This window comes from Sphingomonas desiccabilis, from assembly GCF_004135605.1.
GTDB classification, from domain to species: Bacteria; Pseudomonadota; Alphaproteobacteria; order Sphingomonadales; family Sphingomonadaceae; genus Sphingomonas; species Sphingomonas desiccabilis.
The window spans coordinates 675,247-702,064 of sequence record NZ_SDPT01000002.1; the positions used below are offsets into that span (position 1 = coordinate 675,247).

Here is a 26,818-nt window from a genome sequence, read left to right on the forward strand (position 1 = left end):
CGGATGTCAGAACACCAAGCTGCCGCGCCCGCCGCCGCCGACCCGCGCTTCCGCGCCGACGTGCTTGCGGGCCTTGCCATGCGCCCGCGCGCGATCCCGGCGCGCTGGTTCTACGACCGCCGCGGATCGGAGCTGTTCGAGGAAATCACCCGGCTGCCGGAATATTACCCGACCCGGACCGAGACGGCGTTGCTCCACCGGGCGGTGCCGGAGGTGGCGCGCCTGTGCGGGCCGGGCCGCGCGGTGGTGGAGTTCGGATCGGGCTCCTCTGCCAAGACGCCGATCCTGCTCGGCGGCATCGCACCCGCGGCCTATGTCCCGATCGACATCTCCGGCGACTTCCTCCGCGACTCCGCCGCCGAGCTGCAGCAGGCATTCCCGACCTTGCCGGTCCTGCCGCTGGAGGCGGACTTCCTGCGTCCCGTGACGCTGCCCGGTGCTGTCGACGGCCAGCCCAAGCTCGGCTTCTTTCCCGGCTCGACGATCGGCAACATGGAGCCCCTGGCCGCGGTCGACCTGCTGCGGGCGATGCGCGGATCGCTCGGGGAGGGCGCGCAGCTGCTGATCGGGATCGACCGGGTGAAGCCGGAGACGGTGCTGGTTCCCGCCTATGACGACGCGCAGGGCGTCACCGCCGCCTTCAACTGCAACCTGCTCGAACGGATCAATCGGGAGCTGGAGGGGACGATCCCGGTCGCGCACTTCGTCCACCGCGCGGTCTGGAACGATGCCGCCTCCCGCATCGAGATGCATCTGGAAGCGCGGCGGGACCTGCGCTTCACCGTGGCGGGCCAGTCGTTCGAGATCGGCGCGGGCGAGACGATCCACACCGAGAACAGCCACAAATACGGGGAGCGCGGTGCCCGCGTGCTGCTGCGCGCCGGGGGCTGGACCCCGATCGGCGAATGGTCTGACGATCAGGGCTGGTTCGCCCTGATCCTGGCGGAGGCGCAGCCCTTCGCGACCGCGCCCTAGCGCCTCAGCGTACGACGCGGGCGCGCCACGTCGGCAGGTACACCTTGCTGCCGCGGCATTCCGGCATCTCCTCCTGGCGGGAAAGGCGGAAGCGGGAACCGTCCCAGACGAACTCCTGGCGGATGCCGCAGTCGCCGAGCCCCCGGCCGCGCGCGAAGCTGGTGAGCACCTCGTTCTCAAAGCTGCCGTCCACGACGTTCTGGATCGGCGAACCGTCTTCGGACATGCCCGAGGGCGCGTCAAACTGCGCCGGCGTGTGCTTGCCGTCGCGCACGGTGAACACCGCCATCATCAGATTATAGGCGCCAGACGAGCAGGGGAGCAGGACCAGGGTGCGATCCCCGAGGGGCTTCGTCTGCGGTCGGCCCAGGTCGCGATCGGTTTCGCAGCCCGCCTCGCGCTTCATTGCGGCGACGCGCGCGGGATCGAGCAGCGCGGCTTCCCCTCGCGCCTGCGCGGCGCGGATCACCGGCAGCGCCGGGGCCGGCGCCGCGTCCGCCTTGTTCCCGCGCGCCACCAGCGCTCCGCTGGTGCCGGCGCGTCCTTGCCGTTCGTCGATCCAGCGGAGGGCTGCGGCGGCGCCCGACAGGCTGGCCGCGCCGATCGTCTCGCCACCACTGCCGGTCACCGTGAGCCGTCGACCGTTGCCGAGCGCGGAAGCGATCCGCTCCGCGTCGCTACCTTCGAACTGCACCGCGCCATTGGCCGCCGTGCCGCCCTTGGCGAGCTGCGTGCCGTCCACGGAGATGGTGAGCGGCGGCAGGCGCTCTTCCTGTCCGATGAACTGCAGGGTGGGCACCGCTCCCGGTCCCGCGGCGCGGTCGAGCGTGAGCATCAGCGCCGGCTGGATTTCATCGTCCGGCGCCAACGCCACTGCCCGGCACGCTAGACCATTGTCGCAGCCGGCAACCCAGTCCCGGAACGTCCTGGTCTCGCCAGGTTTCGGAGGCATGTGGCTGTCCGCATCCGCCTGCTGCGGCACCTGGGCGAGCGGCTGGGGAGCAGCGGCGGTCTGGCCGGGCTGCGGCGCGGAGGGCGAGGTGTCGTTGCCGCAGCCGGCAAGGGGCAGGAGGAGAAGGCAGGCGAGCAGGGGAAGGCGGTGCATGGGCCGACACTATCGCGCTGTGCCGGCCGTCGAAACCCGCTATTGCCGCACCAAAGACAGGAGGATGGATGATGCAGGCAGTCGGAGTGATCGGCGCGGGGCAGATGGGAGCAGGGATCGCCCAGGTGGCGGCGCAGGCCGGCTATCGCGTGCTGCTGTCGGACGTGTCGGTCGAGCGTGCCGAAGCGGGCAGGACGGGGATCGCCAAGCAGCTTGCCCGCGCCCTCGAGAAGGAAAAGATCACCGCGCACGACCGGGATGCGGCGCTCGGGCGCATCGAAGCGGTGGGCGACCTCGCCGCCATGGCCGGGTGCGACCTGGTCATCGAGGCCGCGACGGAGCGCGAGGAGATCAAGCGCGCGATCTTTGCCGACGTGGGCACGGTGCTGGGCACCGATGCGATCCTGGCGAGCAACACCTCGTCGATCCCGATCACCCGGCTGGCGCAGGCATCGCCCGATCCCGCCCGCTTCATGGGCGTGCACTTCTTCAATCCCGTGCCGGTGATGGGGCTGATCGAACTGATCCGCGGGCTCGCGACCTCCGACGAGACGGTGTCGCGCGTGGAGGCGTTCGGCCAGTCGCTCGGCAAGCGCATCGTCCACGCCAACGACGCGCCCGGCTTCATCGTCAATCGCGTGCTGATGCCGATGCTGAACGAGGCCTGCTTTGCGCTGGGCGAGGGCGTGGCGACGATCGCGGACATCGACGCCGCGTGCCAGCTGGGGCTCAACCATCCGATGGGGCCGTTCACGCTGGCCGACTTCATCGGCCTCGATACCTGCCTGGAGATCACGCGCGTCCTGTTCGAGGGGACGGGGGACCCCAAGTTCCGGCCGGCGCCGCTCCTGGTGAAGTACGTCGAAGCCGGCTGGTACGGACGCAAGACCAAGCGCGGCTTCTATGACTACACGGGCGCGGAGCCGGTGCCGACGCGATAGCGCTTTCGGCTCGGCGCAGGAGCGGCCCGGCCGACGCCCGGTTGCCCCGGTGAGCGCCGGAGCCCGGCGGAAGGGGGCCCGACTCCCTGCCGACGGGTCGCGTTGTCCCCGGCCTCCGCCGGGGTGCGGCTGCCATGATGGGGCGGGTGGCCGGGCGCACCCGCGGGCGTTAAGGGTCGTTTCCTGTACGAAATGACTGCTTGCGCGAAACAACTGCGCGGCTGTCGGGTTAGGAGTGGCATGCAACCACCATCGGCGTTCGCGGCTCTGGAGGAGCCACCCTTTTCCCTGCTTCGTGATGCAAGCCTGTTCCTGGACTTCGACGGAACCCTCGTCGACCTGGCCGAACGACCGGACGGGGTCGAGGTGGACGACGCGCTGCACGCGCTGCTTCCGCGGCTGGCAGAGCGGCTCGACGGGCGGGTAGCCATCGTCAGCGGGCGATCGGTCGCACAGATCGACGACTTCCTCGGCGGCTCGCTCGGGCAGATCGCGGTCGTTGGCAGCCATGGCGCGGAGATCCGCCGCGCCGGCGGCGCGATCGTGCGGCCCGAACGGCCCCCGGTTCTGGAAACTGCCGAGGCGGCGTTCACGGAGCGGCTGGGGGATCGCCCCGGCGTGGTCATCGAGGTGAAGTCGCTGGGCGTCGCCATCCACTACCGCATGGCGCCGGAAGTGGAGCCGGAGGCCAAGGCCCTGGTGGAGGCGTTCGCGCGACACGACGGCCTGGAAGTGCAGCACGGCAAGATGATGGCCGAATTGCGCATGGCCGGCCATGACAAGGGCACGGCGATCGCCGCGCTGCTGGAGGATGCGCCGTTCCTCGGCCATGCGCCGATCTTCGTCGGCGACGATCTGACCGACGAGCCCGGATTCGTGTTGTGCGCCCGTCATGGCGGTGCCGGCATCCTGATCGGCAGCCCGCGCGATACCGCGGCCCGGTTCCGGCTCGAGGACGTGTGGCGCCTGCGTCGCTGGCTGGAGGCGGCGGCTTGACTGCGACGCTCGACCTCTGGCCCATCGGGAACTGCCAGGTATCCGCGCTTGTCGATCGTGCCGGCCGCTTCGTGTGGGGCTGCGTGCCGCGCGTCGATGGCGAACCGACCTTCTGCTCCCTGCTCGACGACCGGCCCAAGGGCGGCGAGGAGGGGTCGCGCGGCTTCTGGGACATCGACCTCGACGGCTGCGTCGAGACCCGCCAGTCCTACGTGCGCAACACTCCGGTGCTGACGACCCGGCATAGCGACGCCGATGGCAACGCCATCGAGGTGATCGACTTCGCCCCGCGGTTTCGCCGCAACGGGCGCATGTACCGGCCCGTGGCCTTCTGCCGGATCGTGCGGCCGGCCGCGGGGTCGCCCCGGGTGCGCGTGCGGCTGCGCCCGGCGCGGGACTGGGGCGCGCACTCGCCCGAGCGGACGCGCGGCACCAACCATATCCGCTACCTGCTGGGCGACATGACGCTGCGGCTGTCGACCAACGCGCCGGTCGGCTGGATCGAGGACGAGCGCCTGTTCCGGGTGGAGCGCCCGCTCTATTTCTTCCTCGGGCCGGACGAGAGCTTCTCGATGGACATCCCGCCCGCCGTCGAGGCGATGCTCGACGAGACGGTGGGGGAGTGGCGGCACTGGGTGCGGGATCTTGCCACCCCCGCGGAGTGGCAGGACGCCGTGATCCGCGCGGCGATCACGCTCAAGCTGTGCCAGCATGAGGAGACCGGCGCCATCGTCGCGGCGCTGACCACCTCGATCCCCGAACATGCGGGATCGCAGCGCAACTGGGACTATCGCTTCTGCTGGATCCGCGACGCCTATTACACGGTGCAGGCGCTCAACCGGCTGGGCGCGCTCGACGTGCTGGAGGGGTATCTCGAATATCTCCGCAACATCGTCGACAACGCCAAGGGCGGCCACATCCAGCCGCTCTATGGCGTGGGCGGGGAGGCGCAGCTTCCGGAGCGGATCGCAGAGGCGCTGACGGGCTATCGCGGCATGGGGCCCGTCCGCGTCGGAAACCAGGCATATGAGCAGGTCCAGCACGACGCCTACGGCCAGATCGTGCTGTCGAACGCCCAGGCCTTCTTCGACCAGCGGCTGTTCCGCATCGCGGGCGAGCGCGACTTCGAAGCGCTGGAACCGGTGGGGGAGCGGGCGTGGGAGTCGTTCGACCAGGCGGACGCCGGCCTTTGGGAACTGCGCACGCGCAGCCATGTGCATACCTATTCGGCGGCGATGTGCTGGGCGGCATGCGACCGCCTGGCGAGCGTCGCCAACCATCTGGGGCTCGAGGAGCGTGCATCCTTCTGGCGCGCGCGGGCCGACACGATGCGGAAGCGCATCGAGAAGGCGGCGTGGCGGCCGGAGACGAACCGCATGTCGGCGACCTTCAGCGGCGACGACCTCGACGCCAGCCTGATCCAGCTGCTCGACCTGCGTTTCGTCGCGCCCGACGACCCGCGCTTCCGCGGCACGCTGGAGGCGGTGGAGGCGGGGCTTCGGCGCGGGTCGCACATGCTGCGCTATGCGACCGAAGACGATTTCGGCCTGCCGCATACGGCCTTCAACGTCTGCACCTTCTGGCTGATCGAAGCGTTGCACGCGACCGGACGGGTAGAGGACGCGCGCGTCCTGCTGGAGGAGATGATCGAGCGGCGTACGCGCGCAGGACTTCTTTCGGAGGATATCGATCCCGCCACCGGCGAGCTCTGGGGCAACTATCCCCAGACCTACTCGCTGGTCGGGCTGATCAATTCGGCGATGCTGCTCAGCAAGCCGTGGACGGAGGTACGATGAGCCGCCTGATCGTGATTTCGAACCGCGTGCAGGCCCCGACCGCGGCCGGCGTCGGCGGCGCGCAAGGGGGGCTGGCGGTGGCGCTGACGGCGGCGCTGCGCGAGGAGCACGGCATCTGGTTCGGCTGGTCGGGCGAGACCGGCGAGGACCACGAGCTTCGGTTCGAGACCTTCGAGGGCGTGACCTCTGCCGTCATGGACCTGTCCGAGCAGGACGTGGAGGAATATTACGACGGCTTCGCCAATCGTACGCTCTGGCCGCTGTTCCACTATCGCCTCGACCTCACCGAGTTCGAGCGCGACTTCCAGGGCGGCTACGAGCGGGTGAACCGCGTCTTCGGCCAGGCGATCGGCCCCCATATCGAGCCCGACGACGTGGTGTGGGTCCACGACTATCACATGATCCCGCTCGGCTGGGTGCTGCGCCAGCAGGGCGTGAACAACCGCATGGGCTTCTTTCTCCACATCCCGTGGCCGCCGACGCGTCTCCTGGTCGCGCTTCCGCAGCACCGGCGGCTCGTCGAGTCGCTGTTCGCCTATGACGTCGTCGGCTTCCAGACGGAGGAGTGGCTCGAATCCTTCCGCCACTATGTCGTGACGGAAATGGGCGGCGTCCTCTCCGACGGCGACTGCGTGACCGTCGGCGGTCGCACCATCCGCGCGATCGCCTGCCCGATCGGCGTCGACGCGGAATCGTTCATCGCGGCCGCCAACGGGCCGGTCGCCAAGGCGACCCAGCTGCGCATGCTCGAGAGTGCGGTGGGGCGCAGCATGATGGTGGGCGTCGACCGGCTCGACTATTCGAAGGGCCTTGCCGAGCGCTTCTCAGGGTATGAGCGGTTCCTCCAGAACCATCCCGACCGTCGCGCGCTGGTCTATCTGCTCCAGATCGCCCCGCCGTCCCGCACGGCCGTGCAGAGCTATCGCGACATCCGCGATAACCTCGACGCCATGTCCGGGCGCATCAACGGCGCCTATGCCGACATCGATTGGGTGCCGATCCGCTACGTGAACCAGGGCTATCCGCGCGACGTGCTGGCCGGCATCTATCGCGCGGCCCGGATCGGGCTGGTCACCCCGTTGCGCGACGGCATGAACCTGGTGGCCAAGGAGTTCGTGGCGGCCCAGGATCCGCACGACCCCGGTGTGCTGATCCTTTCGCGCTTCGCGGGTGCCGCCGCGCAGATGCCGCAGGCCGTCCTCTGCAATCCCTACAGCGCCGAGGACGTGGCGGATGCCATTGACAAGGCGCTGCGCATGTCGCGCGAGGAGCGGATCGCCCGGTGGAAGCCGATGTTCGACAACGTGCGCAACGAGGACGTGCTGTGGTGGCGCCGGCGCTTCCTGGACACGCTGACGGAAGCGCCGCTGTGCGAGCGGAACGCGATCTAGCCGCGGCAGCTGCGTCCTGGATTCAGGACAGCAGCAGCCCGGCGAGCGCCGCCGACATCAGGTTTGCAAGGCTCCCGGCGACCAGCGCGCGCACGCCGAGCTTGGCGATCATCGGGCGCTGATTGGGGGCCAGGCTGCCGGTCGCGGCCATCTGGATCGCGATGGAGCTGAAGTTCGCGAAGCCGCACAGCGCGAAGGTCACGATGGCGACGGTGCGGGGCGACAGCTGGTCGCGCAGGTTGCCGAGTTCGATGAACGAGACGAACTCGTTCAGCACGACCTTGCTGCCGAACAGCCCGCCGGCGATGCCTGCCTCGTGCCAGGGGATGTTGAGCAGGAACATCACCGGCTGGAACACCGTGCCGATGATCATCTGGAAGCTCAGCTCGGGATGGCCGAACCAGCCGCCGACCGCACCCAGAAGGCCGTTGGCGAGCGCCACCAGCGCGACAAAGGCGAGCACCATCGCCCCGACGGCGACGGCGATCTTCACGCCGATCTGCGCGCCCGTCGCCGCCGCCATGATCAGGTTGGCGGCGCGTTCCTCTTCCAGGTGAACCTCCGCCTCGCGGATGGTCTCCTCCTCATCCGCCGCCGCTGTCGCATCCTTTGCCGCGACCGGGGCGTCCGGCATGATGATCTTGGCCATCAGCAGTCCGCCGGGTGCCGCCATGAAGGAGGCGGCGAGCAGGAAGGGCAGCGATTGCGGGCCGAGGAAGGCCGCATAGGCGGCAAGGATCGTGCCGGCGACGCCCGCCATGCCGACCGACATCACCGCGAACAGCTGCGAGGGCGTGAGGCTGGCGAGATAGGGCCGGATCACCAGCGGAGCCTCGCTCTGGCCCACGAAGATGTTGGCCGCGGCGCACAGCGATTCGACCTTGGAGACGCCGGTTACCTTTTCGATGCCCCCGCCGACCCAGCGGACGACGAACTGCATCACCCCCAGATGGTAGAGGATCGAGACCAGGGCCGCGAAGAAGATGATGACCGGCAGGGCCGAGATGGCAAAGCTGTGGCCGCCCATTTCCGGCCGCGCGAGCGGGCCGAACACGAAGTCGGTGCCGGCCTGCGCATAGCCGAGCAGCGCGGAGACGCCCGCGGCGGCACCCTGGATCAGGCGCCGGCCGAACGGTACGTAGAGCACCAGCACCGCGATGCCGACCTGCAGCGCGAAGGCGGCGCCCACGACGCGCAGCCGGATGGCCCGGCGGTTCGTCGAGATTGCGAAGGCGATCGCAAGGATCACGACGATACCGGCCACGCCGATAAGAAAACGGTTCATTCCTGGTTCCGGCCCCGTGCCCGCTCGGCAGGCGTAGTGATGGTCACGTCGAGCTTCTGGCGCAGAAGCGCGGCGGCACTATGGCCAAGCGGCGCTCGCGGCAACAGTCCTTTCATCGCGGGACGTTGCATTTCAGGCGGTTGCGCGCATTGACCGACACGGGAAAGCGTCTAGCGTCGCGCGGATGACTCCCCATCCTTCCACCGCGGTTCCGCGGTCGTTGTTCGTGTTCTCCATCTTCTACGGCGGCATGGTCTGCATCGCGGGTGTGCTGGGCAACAAGCAGGTCGCACTCGGGCCGCTGGCCGTCGAAGCGGGCATCTTCGCCTTCCTGCTGCTCGTGACCGTCTCCAGCGCAGTCGCCGAACTGCACGGCCGCGCCACCGCCAACCGGCTGGTGCAATATGGCTTCGTCCCGCTGATCTTCTCGATCCTGCTGCTGCTGGCGGTGCTGACCGTGCCGGCCGCGCCGGACATGGAGCCCGAGCGGCTGGCCGCGTTCGACCTGATGATGCGCGCGACGCCGCGCATCTGGGGCGCGGGGATCGTCGCCTATGGCGTGTCGCAGACGCTGAACGTCACCATCTTTGCCGCGATGCGCCGCGGCGTGGGCAAGTTCCTGTGGCTGCGGGCGGGAACGGCCAGCGCCCTGTCGCAGATCGTCGACACGCTGATCTTCATCACCATCGCCTTCTACGGCGCCTTCCCGATCGGCCAGCTGATCGTCGGACAGATGATCGCCAAGGTGGTGCTGTCGATCGTGCTGGTGCCGCCGCTCATCTATTTCTTCGTCGCGCTCGGCCGCTGGCTGGACGGGACCGGAGCGGAGCGGGCGGCATGAGCGACGACTACATCTATGACGAGGCGACCGGCGAGTGGATCAGCCCGGCCGACGCCGCCGCTGCCGCCCCTTCGGAGGCGCCGGACGGCGAGGTCGAGGTGCGGGATGCCGCGGGCAACCTGCTTGCGGACGGCGACAGCGTCACGCTGGTCAAGGACCTGAAGGTCAAGGGCGCGAACCAGACGCTGAAGCGCGGCACCGTCATCAAGTCGATCCGCCTGACCGGCGACGCGCAGGAGATCGACTGCCGGTTCGAAGGCATCAAGGGGCTGGTGCTGCGCGCGGAGTTCGTGCGCAAGCGGTGAACGCGCCGGACCCCGGCGCAGGCCGGGGGTCCGGATCCCGATAGGGCGACCGCGGTTGGTGCGCGGGGCCCTGGGCTCCTGCCTCCGCAGGAGCACGGCGCAGGCGGGGGAGTGCCCGCCCCTTCAAAAACTTTGGATCGCGGCGCGCTTGGCGCTACAGGCGCGCGCATGACCGACCATTCCCCCGATCCCGCGATGCTTGCCAAGGCGGAGACGCTGACCGAAGCGCTGCCTTATCTCCAGCGCTATGCCGGCAAGACCTTTGTCGTGAAATATGGCGGGCACGCGATGGGCGACCCGGAACTGCAGCGCGACTTCGCCGAGGATGTGGTGCTGCTGAAGGCGGTGGGCATCAACCCGGTGGTGGTCCACGGCGGCGGGCCGCAGATCGGGTCGATGCTCAAACGGCTGGGCGTCGAAAGCCGCTTCGTCGACGGTCTGCGCGTGACCGATGCCGCCACGGCCGAGGTCGCGGAGATGGTCCTCGCCGGCAAGATCAACAAGGAGATCGTGTCCTGGATCGCCGCCGCCGGGGGGCGCGCGGTCGGTATCTCGGGCAAGGACGCCGGCCTCGTGCGCGCCGAAAAGGTGCAGCGGATCGAGCCCGACCGCAATTCGGGCATCGAGCGCCATGTCGACCTGGGCTTCGTTGGCGAGCCGGTGGCGGTGGACCCGACGCTGCTCAACAGCCTGGCGCGCGACGGCTTCATTCCCGTCGTGGCGCCGGTCGCGCTCGGCGCGGACGGCCACACCTACAACGTCAACGCCGACACCATGGCGGGCGCGATCGCCGGCGCGCTGGGGGCTGCGCGCTTCTTCCTGCTGACGGACGTGCCCGGGGTGATGGACAAGCAGGGCGAGTTGCTCACCGACCTCCAGCCCGGCGACATCGCCGCGCTGAAGGAGGACGGCACCATCAAGGGCGGCATGATCCCCAAGGTCGAGACCTGCGTCGCCGCCGTCGGCGCGGGCGTGGACGCGGCCGTAATCCTGGACGGCCGCATTCCGCACGGGCTGCTCTTGGAGATCTTCACGCGGCAGGGCGCGGGAACGCTGGTTCGCGCCTGAGGGGGCGCCTCTTTTCCGGTCAAGCCGACGTTTGCAAAGCCCGCTTTGTGCCCCTGCGCAGGCAGGGGCCCAGGGCCAAGCAGACCAACGGGTGCCTTGCCGCCCTGGGCTCCTGCCTGCGCAGGAGCACGGGAAAGGGCTTTGCGAAGGTTCCACGGTCGCCAGGGTGACGGGAGAGCAGGTGGGGCAGGGCGCACCGCCCCGCTTGTCCGCATGGGGGCGGCTGGGGTATCTCCCCGTCCAGCAAGCCTTGGAGCCCCCGCGTTGAACATCCTCATCGAGATCCTCAACTACCTGCTCAACGTCCTGTGGTGGATCATCTTCGTCCAGTTCGTGCTGTCGATCCTGATCGCCTTCAACGTCATCAACACGCACAGCGACTTCGTGCGCAGCGTGTGGCGGGCGCTGAACGTCATCACCGAACCGATCTATCGCCCGTTCCGCCGGATCCTGCCGGACCTGGGCGCGATCGACCTTGCGCCGATGGCGGTGCTGGTGACCATGGGCATCCTCCAGACGATCGTGCTGCCGGCGCTGTATCGGGCGACGCTGCCCTACGCGATCTGATGCGGGCCGGGGCGGCCTGGTCGCCCGACGCGCATGGAATCCGCATCGCGGTGCGCGTGACGCCCCGTTCCTCGCGGGAGGCGTTCGGGGGCAGCGATGCGGAGCATTTTTCCGCGCGGCTGACGGCGCCGCCCGTCGAAGGCGCCGCCAATGCCGCGCTGGTGCAACTGGTGGCCCGCAGCTTCGGCGTACCGAAGCGTGCGGTGACGCTGGTCGCGGGCGACACGGCGCGGCTGAAGCGGTTGCGGGTGGAAGGCGACACCGCGGCGCTGGAACAGACGGCCGCGACCCTCTATGCGACCAAGGCATGAGCGCTGACATCATCGACGGAAAGGCCTTCGCGGCCGGGTTGCGGGGCCGGGTAGGCGAGGCCGCAGGAGCATTTGCCAAGGCCGCCGGCCGCCCCGCGGGGCTTGCGGTGGTGCTGGTGGGCGAGGACCCGGCCTCGGCCGTCTACGTCCGCTCCAAGGGCAAGGCGACGGTCGCCGCCGGCATGGCGAGCTTCGAGCACCGCCTGCCCGCCGACACCGACCAGGCGACGCTCGAGGCACTGGTCGACCAGCTCAACGCCGATCCGGCGGTCGACGGTATCCTGGTGCAGCTGCCGCTCCCGCGCCACCTGGATGCGGACGCGGTGCTGCTGCGCATCGATCCGGACAAGGACGTCGACGGCTTCCACCCGGTCAACGCCGGTCGGCTCGCCTCCGGCCTGCCGGGCTTCGTGCCGTGCACGCCGCTCGGCTGCCTGATGCTGCTGCGCGACCGGCTCGGCGACCTGTCGGGGAAGGAGGCGGTGGTGATCGGCCGCTCCAACATCGTCGGCAAGCCGATGGCGGCGCTGCTGACCGCCGATAGCGCCACCGTCACGCTGGCGCATTCGCGCACGCGGGATCTTCCGTCCCATGTGGGTCGCGCCGACATCGTCGTCGCGGCCGTGGGTCGTCCGAACTTCGTGCGCGGCGAGTGGCTGAAGCCCGGCGCGACGGTAATCGACGTGGGCATCAACCGAGTCGAGGGCGGGCTGGTCGGCGACGTCGACTTTGCCTCCGCAGTCGAAGTGGCCGGGGCGATCACGCCGGTGCCGGGCGGGGTGGGGCCGATGACCATCGCCGTCCTCCTGCGCAACACGCTGGTCGCAGCGCACCGTCGTGCGGGCGTGCCGCTCGACGACGCCACGCTCTAATCGCGGAGGGCCCGCCGTGCTCGAGCTGTTCATCTCCGCCCTGATCACCTTCTTCGTGGTGATCGATCCCCCCGGCTGCGCCCCGATCTACGCGGGGCTGACGGCGGGGGCGAGCGGGGTGCAGCGCCGCAGCATGGCGATCCGCGCGGTGGTCACCGCGGCCGCGATCCTGCTGGTGTTCGCGCTGTTCGGGCGCGGCCTGCTCCATGCGCTCGGCATCAGCCTCGACAGCTTCCGGATCGCGGGCGGCATCATGCTGTTCCTGATCGCGCTGGAAATGGTGTTCGAGAAGCGCACCCAGCGCCGCGAGGACCGCGCCGCCAAGATCATCGAGACGCACGAGGTGGAGGACGTCTCGATCTTCCCCATGGCGATGCCGATGATCGCGGGGCCGGGATCGATCGCCAGCGTCATGCTGCTGATGGGTCAGACCGACGGCACCACCGCCAAACTGGTCGTGCTGGCCGCCCTGGCGAGCAACCTCCTGCTGATGCTGGTGGCGCTGCTCGCGGCCGCCCCGCTGATGCGCCTGCTGGGCGCCAAGATCGAAGCGGTGATCACTCGCGTGCTGGGCGTCCTGCTGGCGGCGCTCGCCTCGCAGTTCGTGATCGACGGCCTGCGGGCGAGCTTCTTGTAACCTGCGCGGCTCTTTGTTGCGGTTCTGCTACACGCACGACAGAAAATTTCGCGGCCGGCGCAACTTTCTTTACAGTCCGATATGCACGAGCCATCCCCAGGGAATGCGGGCGTAGGAGCGCCTGTATTCCGAGGCCCGGACCAACGTTCGGGCACACAGGGGGACAACAAGTTGATGAGTTCTTCCACCAAGCGCACCATCCTGCGCGGAACCACTGCACTTTCTGCTCTCGCTCTTGTCGGCGTGACTGCGCCTGCGTTCGCTCAGACGGCGACCACCGCCGCTCCCGATGACGCAACCACGGTCCTTGCGCCTGCTCCGCAGGAAACGGCAGTCGAGGAAACCGGCGCCGACATCGTGGTGACTGGCTCGCTGTTCCGGCGTACGGACGCGGAAACCCCGTCGCCCGTGACCGTCCTGAGCGCCGAATCCTTGGCGCAGCGCGGCATCAACACGGTTGCAGAGGCGGTGCAGCGCGTTTCGGCAAACGGCGCTGGCACGATTTCTCAGGGCTGGAACACCGGCAACAACTTCGCGACCGGCGCAAACGCCGTGTCGCTGCGCGGCCTGACGGTGCAGTCGACGCTGACCGTGTTCGACGGCTTGCGCATGGCGCCGTACCCGCTCGCGGACGACGGCCATCGCAACTTCGTCGATCTGAACACCATTCCGAGCGCGATCATCGACCGGATCGAAGTGCTGCGCGACGGCGCATCCTCGACCTACGGTGCGGACGCGGTCGCCGGCGTGATCAACGTCATCACCAAGAAGCAGATCGAGGGGCTCCACCTCAACGGTTCCGCCGGCATCTCCGATCGCGGCGACGCGGCCGAGCAGCGCTTCGACGCGACCTGGGGCTACGGCGACCTGAAGGAGCAGGGCTTCAACTTCTACATCAACGGCGAGTATCAGCGGAACGAGGCGCTGTATGCGCGCGACCGCGGCTTCCCGTACAACACGGCGGATCTCAGCAGACAGTGCGCCCCGTCGATCGGCCGCCCGGAAGTGCGCGACGCCAACGGGAACATCACCCAGACCGCCATCGCGGCCGGGACCACCACCTGCCGCGCCAATGGCATTCGCAACGGCTTCAACGTCGACGGCGGCTTCAACGGTCTGCTTTCCACCACCGTCCCTGTTGCACGTCCCGTGGATGACGCGGGCGCAGGCACCGGCCGTTACAACCTGATCAACGCCGCCGCGGGCTGCCGTGATCTGACCGCCGTCACCGTTCTGCCGAGCCAGTCGGCCACGGCAGGCTCGATCCAGTGCCAGCAGGATTTCCGCAACCAGTATTCGCAGCTGCTGCCCGATCAGGAGCGCCTGGGCTTCTCCGGCCGCTTCACGGCGAACGTCGGTGATCGCGCGCAGGTGTATGCGATCGCCAACTATTACCAGACCGAGACGAAGACGCAGCTTTCGCCCCTCGGCTTCAACAACCAGACGACGCCCCCGGGCACCGTCCTGCTCAACCCGCTCTACCTGCCGGTGTATGTCTGCGCGGGTGGCGTGGGCTCGCTCACGATGCTGGATACCGGGTGCAATGCCACCAATGGCACGCTCAATCCGAACAACCCGTACGCGGCAACCGGCCAGCGCGCCCAGGTCCTGGCGCTGTACGACCAGCCGCGTATCATCGAGTCCAAGGCACGCGCGCTGCGCGGCGTTGTCGGCATCTCGGGCACGTTTGGAAGCGACTGGAACTACGCCGCAGACTTCACCGCGTCGAACGTCCAGCTCGACATCAACCAGGCAAATTATCTGATTCCGCAGCGAATCATGGATGTCGTTGCCCGCGGCACGTACAACTTCGTCAACCCGGAGCTGAACTCGCAGGAGATCCGCGATTACATCGCGCCGCTCAACAGCACGCGTTCGGAATCCGACCTGTGGCAGGCAAGCGCCACCCTCAGCAAGGGCATCGTCCGCCTGCCTGGTGGCCCGCGTCAGGCTGCGGTCGGCGTGTCCTATCGTCACGAGTCGATCAACAATCCGAGCGCGAACCCGCAGAACGACTCCTCGCCGTATGACCGCTATTACGGCGTGAACTCGGTTGGTGCGATCGGCAGCCGCGAAGTGCGCTCGGCGTTCTTCGAAATCAACGCGCCGATCCTGGAACAGCTCGAAATCAACGGTTCGGGCCGGTACGACGACTACTCGTCGGGCCAGAGCAACTTCTCGCCGAAGATCGGCGCGAAGTTCACGCCGATCCGGCAGCTGGCGGTGCGCGGTACCTATTCGAAGGGCTTCCGCATCCCGAGCTTCAACGAAGCCTTTGGTCTTCCGACCACCGGCTACGTGACTCGGCAGCTCGACCGCAATAATCCGGCGCAGCTGGCGTTCATCAATGCGCACGGCGGCAACGATTATGCGACGGGGCAGTTCTCGGTTGGCCAGACCACGACCGGCAACCCGGGCCTGGATCCGGAAAAGTCGACCAGCTGGACGGTCGGCGCGATCTTCGAGCCGATGCGCCGGGTCAGCCTGACGGTCGACTACTGGAACATCCGGATCGACGGCATCATCGGCGCTGCGGACGACACGGGCGTGTTCGAGCAGTACTACGCCAACAACGGCGTCGTGAACGTTCCGGGGATCACGGTTCGTCCGGGCATTGCAGACGTGAACTTCCCGAACGCGCTGCCGCACCTCGGCTTTATCGAGTCCTCGTTCCAGAACGGCGACTCCCAGAAGGTGTCCGGCATCGACTTCGGCGCGAACGTCGAGTTCCCGATCAACGACAACATCACCTTCATCAGCAGCCTGGAGGGGACGTATCTGCTCAAGTTCGAGCGGATCACCGAATCGGGCAACGTGCAGCGTTACGACGGCACGCTCAGCCCCTGCGACGTCACGTCGTGCTCGGGTGCGCCGAAGTGGCGTGGCAGCTGGCAGAATACGGTCATCATCGGCGACGCGTCGATCACGGCCACTGCCTATTACACCAGCGGCTATGACCTGGCTTCGATCGACTATGACGGTGTGAAGGGCGACTGCCTTGCCAGCATCGGCGCGTCGGTCGTCACCTATCGCGATGGCGTGACCCCGGTCCGGTGCGAAGGCCCCGAGACCTGGAACGTCGATCTGACGGCGAGCTACAAGATCAACGACAAGTTCACGCTGTACACCAACATCTTGAACGTGCTCGATCTGAAGGCGCCGTTTGACCCGAGCGCTGCCTACAGCACGGGCCAGTACAACCCGGCATGGGCGGGCGCGAACATCCTCGGCCGCTTCATCCGCGTTGGTGCGAAGGTCGATTTCTAAGCGATCCGCTTAGACCCACTAGGAAGGGCCGCCTCGAAAGAGGCGGCCCTTTTTCTTCAGCATCGCCCAATGCCCTGCCATTTGGTGGCGCCGCTTCAACCCACGGCCGGTGGCGGTCCGTCGCCTTCATTCATTGCACGGTGGAGCGATCCCGCACCTCGTCCGTCAGGATCGGGCCGGGAAGCTTGCAGCCGCGTCGTCAGGTGGATCGAGCTGTTGCGACTGACCAGCAGTTTTGCGATCCGATCGGTGATCGAAGAGCGCCGACAAGGGGGGCGGCGGCCTGTCGAACAGGATGGTCGCGTCGATCCGGCCCATGCACGAAGGGTGGAAGTGCGGACACGCCACGTCCGCTACTGTCGGCTCGACTTGCTCTGTGCGGGCTCGTTCGCGTGAGTGCGTGCTCAGCATTGTTATCGCTGCGCCGCTACGACGATCTGGAGCAGTGCCCTAGAGGTTGGCTTTACCTGCCCCACCGCATTCAATATCGCCTCCGAAGCTTGGCCTGCTCCCCCGATCAGTCGTTTGCTGGCGGCGTCTGGCCCGCAACCTGATGCGGTGTACGTCCAGCAACCCGCCCATCAATGACAGTCATTGCACCGCTGCCTTGTGGGAACCAAGGGGACGAGCATTGTAGGCCGGGAACGATCGCAGATCCTTGCCGGGGTTGCTCCGGGCTCCACTAGGTGACCAACAGAGTTGCGAGGCAGGAGTTCTTGGAGATCCGGCATGGTGACAGGAATGTCACGTCCTCCGAAATTTCGGTGGCCCGCGATCACGGATGTTGCGCTGCGGCACGTGATCCATAGCATGAAGGCAGCGACGGCATTGCGTGAGCCGCGCCTTGAGCAGTGTGATACGTCGCCTTCAAGGGGAAAACACGAATGAAAGCTGTTTTTCGGTCGCGCCTCCTGGTCTCCTCCCTGCTGATCGGGACCACCTTGAGCGCCCATCCCGCCTTTGCGCAGATAGTGCCGCAAACTGAAGAAACCGCCACAGGGGATGCGTCCCAGGCACCGGCAGACGTTCCGAGCGGCGACATCGTGGTCACCGGAACACTGATCCGAAATCCGAACCTCACGTCGTCAAGCCCAGTTAACGTGGTGGGCCAGGAGGAACTGGCGTTGCGGCAAAGCAACGTGGCCGAAGAAGTGCTGCGTTCGCTGCCAGGCGTCGTTCCGAGCATCGGTTCCTCGGTGAACAACGGCAACGGTGGTTCCTCGTTCGTCGACCTCCGCGGCCTGGGTCCTCAACGCAACCTGGTGCTGCTGAACGGCTCGCGGCTGGTGCCGGCCGATTTCAACGGCCAGGTCAATCTGAACATCATCCCCTTGGCGCTCGTCGATCGGGTCGACGTGCTGACCGGTGGCGCCACCACCACCTATGGTGCGGACGCCGTTTCGGGCGTCGTGAACTTCATCACCCGCAAGGATTTCAGCGGGCTGGAGATCAATGCCTCGGAGCAGATTACGGAGCGCGGTGATGGCAACGTCTTCCGCGTCGACCTGACGACCGGCGCGAACCTGGACGACGGTCGCGGCAATGTGACGCTGAGCGTCGGCTATCAGAAGGCGAAGCCGGTCTTCCAAGGCGACCGCGACGTGTCGATCGCACAGGTCGATTCGGTCACCGGCGAGGAATCCGGTTCGGGCACGACGGTGCCGATCCGCCTGAATCTGGGCGACGGCAACGGCACGCTGCAGTTAGACCCCGCAAGCGGAAACCTGGTTCCCAGCTACCAGTTCTTCAACTTCAACCCGTACAACGTCTTCCAGACGCCGTTCGAGCGCTACAGCCTCTACACCGCCGGCCGCTATGAAGTCGCCGACGGCATCGAAGCCTATGCCGAGGGTCTGTTTTCAAAGACCAAGGTTTCGACGGTCATCGCGCCTTCGGGCACCTTCGGCCTTTCGTACCAAATCCCGTACAACAGCCCGTTCCTGCCCGCAGGCGTTCTCAACGCGGCTTGTGCCGCAAACGGCCTCGACGCCGCAGCCTGCGCTGCAGCGGCTTCGTCCACGGCGACGCCCGTCGCTGGCCAGAATACCTTCGGCGCCACGCTGTCGCGTCGCTTCACCGAAGGCGGCTCGCGCATTTCCGAGTACACGACGCAACTGTTCCAGTTCCGCACCGGTCTGCGTGGCGATGTCGGCGAGCACCTGAGCTACGACGTCTCAGGGAGCTATGGTGAGAGCGAAAACACGTCGCGCAGCACTGGCCAGGGCTTGTTCTCGCGGACCCAGGCCGCGTTGCTGGCAAACAACACGACCACTTGCGCGAACGGTGACGCGGCGTGCGTCCCGCTGAACCTGTTCGGCCCGGAAGGTTCAATTACGCCGGAGATGTTCGCCTATCTGAACATCCCCACGACCTCGGCGACCAAGACTTCGCTGGCCACCGTCCGGGGTGTCCTCTCCGGAGACTTCGGCTTCGCGACCCCAGGTGCGAACGATGCGGTCGGCTTCGCGGTCGGCGCTGAGTATCGCCGCTACGTCGCCGAAAGCACCTCGGACCTGTCCAGTCAGACTCCGGACGAAGTCCTGGGTGCGGGCGCAGCCAATCCGGACTCGCGCGGGACCTACAATGTCAAGGAAGCGTTCGCCGAGATCATCGCCCCACTGGTTCAGGACCGTCCGTTCTTCCACAACCTCACTCTGGAACTCGGCGCGCGGTATTCCGACTATTCGACCGCAGGTTCCAACTGGACCTGGAAAGCGGGCGGGAACTGGGAGCCGACGAACTGGATCAAGGTTCGCGGCAACTATCAGAAGGCGACCCGTGCACCGAACATTGGCGAGCTGTTCAGCCCGCAGGTGACCGGCCTCGACAACTTCGCCACGGATCCGTGCCAGGGCGCAGCCCCGGTGACCAACGCTCAACTGCGCGCGATCTGTCTTGCTCAGGGTGCGCCCGCCTCCTCCATCGGCAGCATCGAAGCCGAGCCATCCGCACAGCCGAACAACCGCACCGGTGGCAACCTGGATCTGGGCGTCGAAAAGGCCACCACCTGGACGGCGGGCGTCGTGGTGACCCCGGACTTCGTGCCTGGCCTGACCATCTCGGCCGACTATTACAACATCAAGGTTCGCGACGCGATCAGCCAGCCGTCGTTTGGCGATGCACTGAACGCGTGCTTCCTGGAGTCCAACAACCCCGGCCTCGACCCGACCAATCCAGCCTGTACCGCGATCCGCCGGAACCCGGCGACGGGCGGTCTGTTCGGCACCGCAGGCGCCTATGTCCCGCTGCCCTATTCCAACTCGGGCCGCATCTGGACGGATGGTGTCGACTTGACGATCAACTATCGTCGCGACCTGCAGTTCGCGAAGCTTGATCTGAGCTTTGCGGGGAATTGGACGAACGCATCGAAGTTCCAGGCGACCCCGGCTTCGGTGATCCGCGAGTGCGTTGGCTACTACAGCAACAGCTGCGGCAGCCCTGGTGCGGGTATCAACTTCCGCGGATCGATCCAGCCGGAGTGGAGCTTCAACCAGCGTACCACTCTGAGCTTCGACAAGATCGATGTGTCGCTGTTGTGGCGTTACGTCGACAAGATGGAATATGAGCCGCTCGCGGTCGAGGAACTCCTGAATGACAACAACCCGGACACCGATCCGCCTCTGGAGCAGTTCCGCCGGATCAAAGCGGCGCATTATTTCGATCTGGCGACCCGCTTTGCCGCGACCGAGAACTTCGACTTCACCGTGACGGTGACGAACCTGTTCGACAAGGATCCCCCGCTGGTCGGTAACACGATCGGTTCGACGTCGTTCAACAGCGGCAACACCTATCCGTCGACCTACGACGCGCTGGGTCGTCGTTTCGCCTTTGGTGCCAAGCTGAGGTTCTGATTTACGCGGAAAGCTTCAGGAAGGAGGGCGGGCCGCAAGGCTCGCCCTTTTTCATGGGGTTCTCGCTGCCTGTACAAAGCAATCAGCAGCGTGCCGCGAACGGATGAACCGCGAAGCCCTGCCTCTTCGGCGGAGGATTTAGCGCCGGCCTGGCAAGCAGCGGCGCATCGCGCCAAGGCTATCCGACCGGACGGGCCGCCCCGCTCCTGCAGCCCGTCAGGAGCCGTCCGGGCGGTGCGAGTTGATCGGGGTGCGATCCCGAAGCCGATCGAGCTCGGCGCCGTCACGCCGTTCCAGTGCCCGCCACTCAGCCTCTGTGCGGCAGACGCGCTGCTTGCGAACGTAGGATCCCGTTTCCTCGATGCGGACGCAGCGTTTCTTTGGGGGCGTGGGCGTGGGCAGTGCCGGCGGGGAAGCCTGAAGGGCCAAGGCGGCGGCGAGAAGGCTGAGCAAGGGCAATCTCCTGCAATCGCCGCATGAACCTCTCACAGTCGCCCGTGCAGGGCAACGTCACGCTGCGGCGTGACGGGAACCCGGCGCACGAAGAAAGAAGGGCGCGTCAGGGTTCGACGCGCCCCTTTCGTGCGGGCAGGCAGCTGTGCCTCAGGCCACGCTCAGCCGCAGGGCGCCTTCGCCTTCGTCCACGGTGACGGTCGAACCGTCGCGGACCTCGCCCTTCAGGATCAGGTCGGCGAGCGGGTCCTGCAGGTAGCGCTGGACTGCGCGTTTCAACGGGCGCGCGCCGTAGACGGGATCATAGCCCACCCGGCCGAGCCAGTCGCGCGCACCGTCGGTCAGGTGGATGGCGATCTTGCGATCCGCCAGCAGCTTGGCCACGCGGCCGACCTGGATGTCGACGATCGGCGCCATGTGCGCGCTGCCCAGGCGATGGAACAGGATGATCTCGTCCAGCCGGTTGAGGAATTCCGGGCGGAAGTGCGCGCGCACCACGTCCATCACCTGCGGCTCGACATCGTCGACCGACTGGCCCTCGGCGAGGTTGGTCAGATACTGGCTGCCGAGGTTCGAGGTCAGGATGATGATCGTGTTCGAGAAATCGACGGTGCGGCCCTGGCCATCGGTCAGCCGCCCGTCGTCGAGCACCTGGAGCAGCACGTTGAACACGTCGCCGTGCGCCTTCTCGACCTCGTCGAACAGCACGACCTGATACGGTCGGCGCCGGACGGCTTCGGTCAGCACGCCGCCTTCCTCATAGCCGACATAGCCCGGAGGAGCGCCGATCAGGCGGGCGACAGCATGCTTCTCCATGAACTCGCTCATGTCGATGCGGACCATCGCGTTGGGATCGTCGAACAGGAATTCGGCGAGCGCCTTGGTGAGCTCGGTCTTCCCGACGCCGGTCGGCCCCAGGAACAGGAACGAGCCCAGCGGCCGGTTCGGATCCTGTAGGCCGGCGCGGCTGCGGCGGACGGCGGTGGAGACGGCACGCACCGCCTCGGCCTGGCCGATCACGCGCTTGCCCAACTGTTCCTCCATCGCGAGCAGCTTTTCTCGCTGGCCCTCCAGCATGCGGTCGACGGGGATGCCGGTCCAGCGGCTGACCACGCCGGCGATGTCGTCGGCGGTGACCTCCTCGCGCAGCATCGCGCCCTTGGTCTGGCTCTGCGCTTCCTCCAGCTGGCGGGTGAGGGCGGGGATGCGGCCGTAGGAGAGCTCGCCAGCACGGGCGAGATCGCCCTGGCGCTGCGCCTGCTCCAGCTCGACGCGCGCGGCATCGAGTTGCTCCTTCAGCTTGGCTTCGGCGCCGATCTTGTCCTTCTCGCCCTGCCAGCGGGTGGTGAGCTCGGCCGACTGCTGTTCGAGGTTGGCGAGTTCCTCCTCCAGCGTGGCGAGCCGGTCCTGCGAGGCGGCGTCGCTCTCGCGGCGCAGCGCCTCGCGCTCGATCTTGAGTTGGATGATCCTGCGGTCGAGGTTTTCGATCTCCTCGGGCTTGGATTCCACCTCCATGCGGATGCGCGAGGCCGCCTCGTCCATCAGGTCGATCGCCTTGTCGGGCAGGAAGCGGTCGGTGATGTAGCGGTTCGACAGCGTCGCCGCCGAGACCAGCGCACCGTCGGTGATGCGCACGCCGTGGTGAAGCTCGTACTTCTCCTTCAGCCCGCGCAGGATCGAGATGGTGTCCTCGACCGTCGGCTCTCCGACGAACACGGGCTGGAAACGCCGCTGGAGCGCGGGGTCCTTTTCGACGTACTTGCGATATTCGTCGAGCGTGGTCGCGCCGATGCAATGGAGCTCGCCGCGAGCGAGCGCGGGCTTCAGCAGGTTGCCGGCGTCCATCGCGCCTTCGGATTTGCCCGCGCCGATCAGCGTGTGCATCTCGTCGATGAAGAGGATGATCTGGCCCTCGGCGCCCTTCACCTCGTCGAGCACGCCCTTCAGCCGCTCCTCGAACTCGCCGCGATATTTCGCGCCGGCGATCAGGCTGCCCATGTCGAGCGCCATCAGCGTGCGGTCCTTGAGCGTGTCGGGGACGTCGCCGTTGGCGATACGCAGCGCCAGGCCCTCGGCGATCGCGGTCTTGCCGACGCCGGGTTCTCCGATCAGCACCGGATTGTTCTTGGTACGGCGGGCGAGGATCTGGACGGTGCGGCGGATTTCCTCGTCGCGGCCGATCACCGGATCGAGCTTTCCGGCGTGCGCTGCCTCCGTCAGGTCGCGCGCGAACTTCTTGAGCGCGTCGTAGCGGTCTTCGGCCGTCGCGGTGTCGGCGGTGCGGCCGCCGCGCAGATCGTTGATCGCGGTGTTGAGCGCGTCCGCGCGCACCCCTGCGGCGGCAAGCGCCTTGCCCGCGGCAGTGTTGGGGGAAAGTGCAAGGGCGAGCAGCAGCCGTTCGACGGTGACATAGCTGTCGCCGGCTTTCTGCGCGACCTGCTCGGCCTGGTCGAGCACGCGCACCGCGTCGTTGTCGAGGCCAGGGGTCTGCTGCGCGCCGCTGCCGGACACGGCCGGGATCCTGGCGAGCGCAGCGTCGGTGTCCGCGACGGCACGGGGCGCGTCGCCGCCGGCGCGCTGGATCAGCCCGGCGGCCATCCCTTGGTCGTCATCGAGCAGGGCCTTGAGCAGGTGTTCGGGCGCGATACGCTGGTGGTTGAGGCGAATGGCGACGGTTTGCGCGGCCTGGAGGAAGCCCTTCGCGCGATCGGTGAATTTCTCTAGGTTCATGACGAATCCCTGTTACCTTTGAGAAGCAAGATGGTGTTGCCATTGTGCAACACAAGAGGTGTGTGATGCTGACATTCGCATTGTTGATCCTGGCCCCGATGCAGGATGCTCCGTCGCCTGCGCCGGTCAAGCTGGTGGTGCCGGCGGGGCCGTGCAAGCCGATGGTCGACGGGGTCGTCGTCACGCTCGACGGCCTGCGCGCGGCCACGGGGCAATGGGCGGCAGCGAAGCGCGAGGTGCGGTTCGAGCCGGATGCTAAGGCGGACCCCGCCTGCATGCAGGACGTGCTCAAGCTGCTGGGTGCGGCGGGGGCGGGGGAGAAGTTCCCGCTCGCCTTCGTCGAGAACGAGGCGATGTCGGGCGTCGAGGGAGACTGATCCTTCGGGGCGGGGCGCCGGCCGCGGGTCGATCTCGGGAAATAGGCTCGGGCGCCTGCGATGACGTGAGCTTTCACCGCGTCGAGCCGTGGAATCCATTGTCACCTTCCTCGCGAGACCATAGGCTTGGTGCATCCAGCTCTCGATCCTCGAGGTTTCATGTTCCGCTTCGCCACGCTTCTCGCCGCTTCCACCGCGCTCGCCACCGGCTCGGCCGCCTGGGCTGCGCCAACCGCGCCGCAGGCGGTAGCGGCAACCGCCGCACCGCTGCCGGCAGCACCGCTCGCCGAACTGATCCGGCCGGTCGACATTCCCCATGAGAAGTTCACGCTGCCCAACGGCCTGACCGTGATCGTCCACACCGATCGCAAGGCGCCGATCGTGGCGGTGTCGACCTGGTACGACGTCGGCTCCAAGCACGAGCCCAAGGGGAAGACCGGCTTTGCGCACCTGTTCGAGCATCTGATGTTCAACGGCTCGGAGAATGCACCGGGCGACTTCTTCGCGCCGCTGCGCGAAGTGGGGGCGACCGACTTCAACGGGACGACCTCGTTCGATCGCACCAACTATTTCGAGACGGTGCCTCGGGCGGCGCTCGATCGCGCGCTGTTCCTGGAAAGCGATCGCATGGGTTATCTGCTCGGCGCGATCACCCAGGGCGTGCTCGACGAGCAGCGCGGCGTCGTTCAGAACGAGAAGCGTCAGGGCGACAACCAGCCCTATGGCCTGGTCCGCTACAAGATGACTGAGGGGCTGTTCCCGGCGGGAAGCCCGTATCACCATTCCGTGATCGGCTCGATGGCGGATCTGGATGCGGCAAGCCTGGAGGATGTGAAGACCTGGTTCCGCAGCCACTATGGCCCGAACAACGCGGTGCTCGTGCTCGCGGGGGACATCACCGCAGCCGAAGCGCGGCCGCTCGTTCAGAAGTATTTCGGCAGCATCCCGAAGGGGCCGGAGTCGGCCCGACCGGCCATCACCGTGCCGACGCTTTCCGCCGCCAAGGTGGAGACAATGCGCGACCGCGTCGCCACCACCCGGGTCATGCGCATGTGGGCGGTGCCGGGGATGGACAGCGCCGATGCCACCGCGCTGGATGTCGCGGCAGGGGCGCTCGGCGGGCTCGGCAGCTCGCGGCTCGACAACGTGCTGGTGCGGCAGGAGAAGCTGGCGGTCTCGGTTTCCGCCTCCAATCAGACGCTCGCGCAGGCGGGCATGTTCGTGATCAGCATGGACGTGCGCCCGGGCGTGGATGCGAAGCTGGCGGCGCAGCGGCTCGACCAGGTGATCGCCGACTTCCTGCGCACCGGCCCGACGGCAGAGGAGGTGCAGCGGATCGCCACCGTCGCGGTCTCGGGCACCGTTGCGGGACTGGAGTCGGTCGGCGGCTTCGGGGGCAAGGCCGTCGCGCTTGCTCAGGGCGAACTCTACCTGGGCGACCCGGAATACTACAAGAAGCAGCTCCAGCAGCTCGCCGCGACCACCCCGGCCAGCGCCAAGGCGGCGGCGAACAAGTGGCTTTCGCGGCCCGTCTATGCGCTGACGGTGGAGCCGGGTGCGCGCGACGCCTATGAGGAGACTCAGGCGGCCCCCAAGACGCCGGCAGGCAACACCGCGCCCACGCCCGCTTCCGCGGAGGGCCCGGCCAAGGCCACGCGCGGTGCGATGCCGGCGGTCGGCCAGGTGCAGGACCTGAGTTTCCCCGCGATCCAGCGCAGCCGCCTCTCCAACGGCATCGAACTCGTCTACGCGCAGCGCACGGCCGTGCCCGTGACGCAGATCGCGGTCAGCTTCGACGCGGGTGCGGCCGCCGATCCGGCAGGCAAGCTCGGCACCCAGGCGCTGACGCTGGCGGTGATGGACGAGGGTACCGCCACCCGCAATTCGGTAGCGCTGGCGGAGGAGCAGGAGCGGCTCGGCACCAGCATCTTCTCGTCGAGCACGCCGGACCTGACCTATGTCGGGCTGGGCGGGCCGACCGCGAATCTGGGCAGCAGCGTGACGCTGCTCGCCGACATCGTGCGCAACCCTGCCTTTGCGCCCGCCGAAGTCGAGCGGCTGAAGGCGACGCAGCTCGCCCGCATCGCCCAGGAGATGACGAGCCCCGGCGGTCTGGCGAGCCGGGCGATGCCGCCGCTGCTCTATGGCAAGGATTCGCCCTATGCGAAGCTCGCCGCCGGCAGCGGAGACCCGGCCGCGGTCCAGGCGCTGACCCGCGACGATCTGGTCGCCTTCCACCGGGCCTGGCTGCGTCCGGACAAGGCGAAGATCTTCGTTACAAGCGACCGCCCGCTCGCCGAGGTGCAGGCGGCGCTCGAAAAGGGCTTCGGCGACTGGCGGGCAAGCGGTCAGGGCGGCGCCAAGAACTTCGCGGCGGCGCCCGCGCAGGCCGCTCCGAAGATCGTGCTGATCGACCGGCCGGATTCGCCGCAGTCGCTGATCTATGGCGCGCAGCTGACGCCGGAGAACGGAACCGACGACCTGCTCGCGCTGAACACCGCGAACGATGCGCTCGGCGGCAACTTCCTGTCGCGGATCAACATGGACCTGCGCGAAGAGAAGCACTGGTCCTATGGCGCCCACGGGTCCGTGAACCAGTTGCCGAACGCGGTGAGCTATGTGGTCTCCGCGCCGGTCCAGGCGGATCGCACCGGGGATTCGATCGCGGCCCTGCAAAAGGACGTGCGCGAGTTCCTGACGACTAACGGGATGACCCAGCAGGAATTCGATCGCACGATCACCGGTGAGACGCGCGAACTGACCGGCCGGTTCGAGACGTCGGACGCGGTGCTGAACGCGATGATCTCGAACGACCTGCTCAAGCGTCCGGACGATTACTACGCGACGATCACCGACAAGTACCGCGGCTTCACCCTGCCGCAGCTTAACGCGGCGGCGCGCAAGGCGCTGCGCCCGGACCGCTTCGTCTATGTCGTGGTCGGGGACGCCAAGGTCGTCCGCCCCCAGCTTGACAGCCTGGGGCTCCCAGTCGAGGTGGTTCCCGCACAGCCCGCCGCGACCGGACAGGGAAGCAAGTAGGAGAGCGTAGC

The 26,818-nt window shown here is 67.5% G+C and carries 19 protein-coding genes; 16 read left to right on the top strand and 3 right to left on the bottom strand.

Annotation, left to right across the window (positions count from 1 at the left end; genetic code table 11):
• Window positions 1-3: 3 nt before the first annotated feature.
• Window positions 4-975: an L-histidine N(alpha)-methyltransferase gene (egtD, locus tag EO081_RS11325; RefSeq protein WP_129342018.1), complete on the top strand. Its 972-nt coding sequence runs from the start codon at window positions 4-6 to the stop codon at window positions 973-975.
• 4 nt (window positions 976-979) lie between these two features.
• Here egtD and EO081_RS11330 read toward each other — a convergent pair whose 3' ends face one another.
• Window positions 980-2,080 carry a DUF1176 domain-containing protein gene (locus EO081_RS11330; RefSeq protein WP_129342019.1) on the bottom strand — a complete coding sequence of 367 codons (1,101 nt, stop codon included), beginning with the start codon at window positions 2,078-2,080 and terminating at the stop codon, window positions 980-982.
• A 71-nt stretch (window positions 2,081-2,151) separates the two neighbouring features.
• On the opposite strand from EO081_RS11330, the gene EO081_RS11335 reads away from it, so the two are divergent.
• From EO081_RS11335 to EO081_RS11350, 4 genes are all read left to right on the top strand, one after another.
• On the top strand, window positions 2,152-3,021 hold the full coding sequence (locus EO081_RS11335; protein WP_129342505.1) for a 3-hydroxybutyryl-CoA dehydrogenase: 870 nt from the start codon (window positions 2,152-2,154) through the stop codon (window positions 3,019-3,021).
• Between the two features lie 240 nt (window positions 3,022-3,261).
• On the top strand, window positions 3,262-4,017 hold the full coding sequence (gene otsB, locus EO081_RS11340; protein ID WP_129342020.1) for a trehalose-phosphatase: 756 nt from the start codon (window positions 3,262-3,264) through the stop codon (window positions 4,015-4,017).
• Window positions 4,014-5,813 (top strand): glycoside hydrolase family 15 protein, encoded by a 1,800-nt coding sequence (locus EO081_RS11345; protein ID WP_129342021.1) that lies wholly within the window; start codon window positions 4,014-4,016, stop codon window positions 5,811-5,813. The genes otsB and EO081_RS11345 overlap by 4 nt, the downstream gene beginning before the upstream one ends.
• The gene (locus EO081_RS11350) at window positions 5,810-7,204 is read left to right on the top strand and encodes an alpha,alpha-trehalose-phosphate synthase (UDP-forming) (protein WP_129342022.1); all 1,395 of its coding nucleotides are present in this window, start codon (window positions 5,810-5,812) and stop codon (window positions 7,202-7,204) included. The genes EO081_RS11345 and EO081_RS11350 overlap by 4 nt, the downstream gene beginning before the upstream one ends.
• A gap of 22 nt (window positions 7,205-7,226) precedes the next feature.
• On the opposite strand, the gene EO081_RS11355 is transcribed toward EO081_RS11350, so the two are convergent.
• Window positions 7,227-8,489 carry a NupC/NupG family nucleoside CNT transporter gene (locus EO081_RS11355; protein WP_129342023.1) on the bottom strand — a complete coding sequence of 421 codons (1,263 nt, stop codon included), beginning with the start codon at window positions 8,487-8,489 and terminating at the stop codon, window positions 7,227-7,229.
• A gap of 184 nt (window positions 8,490-8,673) precedes the next feature.
• On the opposite strand from EO081_RS11355, the gene EO081_RS11360 reads away from it, so the two are divergent.
• From EO081_RS11360 to EO081_RS11400, 9 genes are all read left to right on the top strand, one after another.
• The gene (locus tag EO081_RS11360) at window positions 8,674-9,330 is read left to right on the top strand and encodes a queuosine precursor transporter (protein ID WP_129342024.1); all 657 of its coding nucleotides are present in this window, start codon (window positions 8,674-8,676) and stop codon (window positions 9,328-9,330) included.
• Complete coding sequence (locus EO081_RS11365; RefSeq protein WP_129342025.1) at window positions 9,327-9,635, top strand: zinc ribbon domain-containing protein YjdM; 309 nt, start codon at window positions 9,327-9,329, stop codon at window positions 9,633-9,635. The genes EO081_RS11360 and EO081_RS11365 overlap by 4 nt, the downstream gene beginning before the upstream one ends.
• A gap of 168 nt (window positions 9,636-9,803) precedes the next feature.
• Entirely contained in the window at window positions 9,804-10,703 is a 900-nt protein-coding gene (argB, locus tag EO081_RS11370; RefSeq protein ID WP_129342026.1) for an acetylglutamate kinase, read from the top strand.
• 270 nt (window positions 10,704-10,973) lie between these two features.
• A complete protein-coding gene (locus tag EO081_RS11375; RefSeq protein WP_375781663.1) occupies window positions 10,974-11,270 on the top strand; it encodes a YggT family protein in 297 nt (98 codons plus the stop codon).
• On the top strand, window positions 11,270-11,581 hold the full coding sequence (locus EO081_RS11380; protein WP_129342028.1) for a DUF167 domain-containing protein: 312 nt from the start codon (window positions 11,270-11,272) through the stop codon (window positions 11,579-11,581). Before EO081_RS11375 ends, EO081_RS11380 begins: the two co-directional genes overlap by 1 nt.
• Entirely contained in the window at window positions 11,578-12,453 is an 876-nt protein-coding gene (folD, locus tag EO081_RS11385) for a bifunctional methylenetetrahydrofolate dehydrogenase/methenyltetrahydrofolate cyclohydrolase FolD (RefSeq protein ID WP_129342029.1), read from the top strand. The genes EO081_RS11380 and folD overlap by 4 nt, the downstream gene beginning before the upstream one ends.
• Window positions 12,454-12,469: 16 nt before the next feature.
• Window positions 12,470-13,090 (top strand): MarC family protein, encoded by a 621-nt coding sequence (locus tag EO081_RS11390; protein ID WP_129342030.1) that lies wholly within the window; start codon window positions 12,470-12,472, stop codon window positions 13,088-13,090.
• 174 nt (window positions 13,091-13,264) lie between these two features.
• Entirely contained in the window at window positions 13,265-16,357 is a 3,093-nt protein-coding gene (locus tag EO081_RS11395; protein ID WP_165284609.1) for a TonB-dependent receptor domain-containing protein, read from the top strand.
• Window positions 16,358-17,241: 884 nt separating this feature from the next.
• Complete coding sequence (locus EO081_RS11400) at window positions 17,242-20,208, top strand: TonB-dependent receptor domain-containing protein (RefSeq protein ID WP_129342032.1); 2,967 nt, start codon at window positions 17,242-17,244, stop codon at window positions 20,206-20,208.
• A gap of 603 nt (window positions 20,209-20,811) precedes the next feature.
• Here the strand turns inward: EO081_RS11400 and clpB are convergent.
• Window positions 20,812-23,391 carry an ATP-dependent chaperone ClpB gene (gene clpB / locus EO081_RS11405; RefSeq protein ID WP_129342033.1) on the bottom strand — a complete coding sequence of 860 codons (2,580 nt, stop codon included), beginning with the start codon at window positions 23,389-23,391 and terminating at the stop codon, window positions 20,812-20,814.
• A gap of 65 nt (window positions 23,392-23,456) precedes the next feature.
• On the opposite strand from clpB, the gene EO081_RS11410 reads away from it, so the two are divergent.
• Window positions 23,457-23,768: a hypothetical protein gene (locus tag EO081_RS11410; protein WP_129342034.1), complete on the top strand. Its 312-nt coding sequence runs from the start codon at window positions 23,457-23,459 to the stop codon at window positions 23,766-23,768.
• Window positions 23,769-23,927: 159 nt separating this feature from the next.
• A complete protein-coding gene (locus EO081_RS11415; protein ID WP_129342035.1) occupies window positions 23,928-26,807 on the top strand; it encodes a M16 family metallopeptidase in 2,880 nt (959 codons plus the stop codon).
• Window positions 26,808-26,818: the final 11 nt, after the last annotated feature.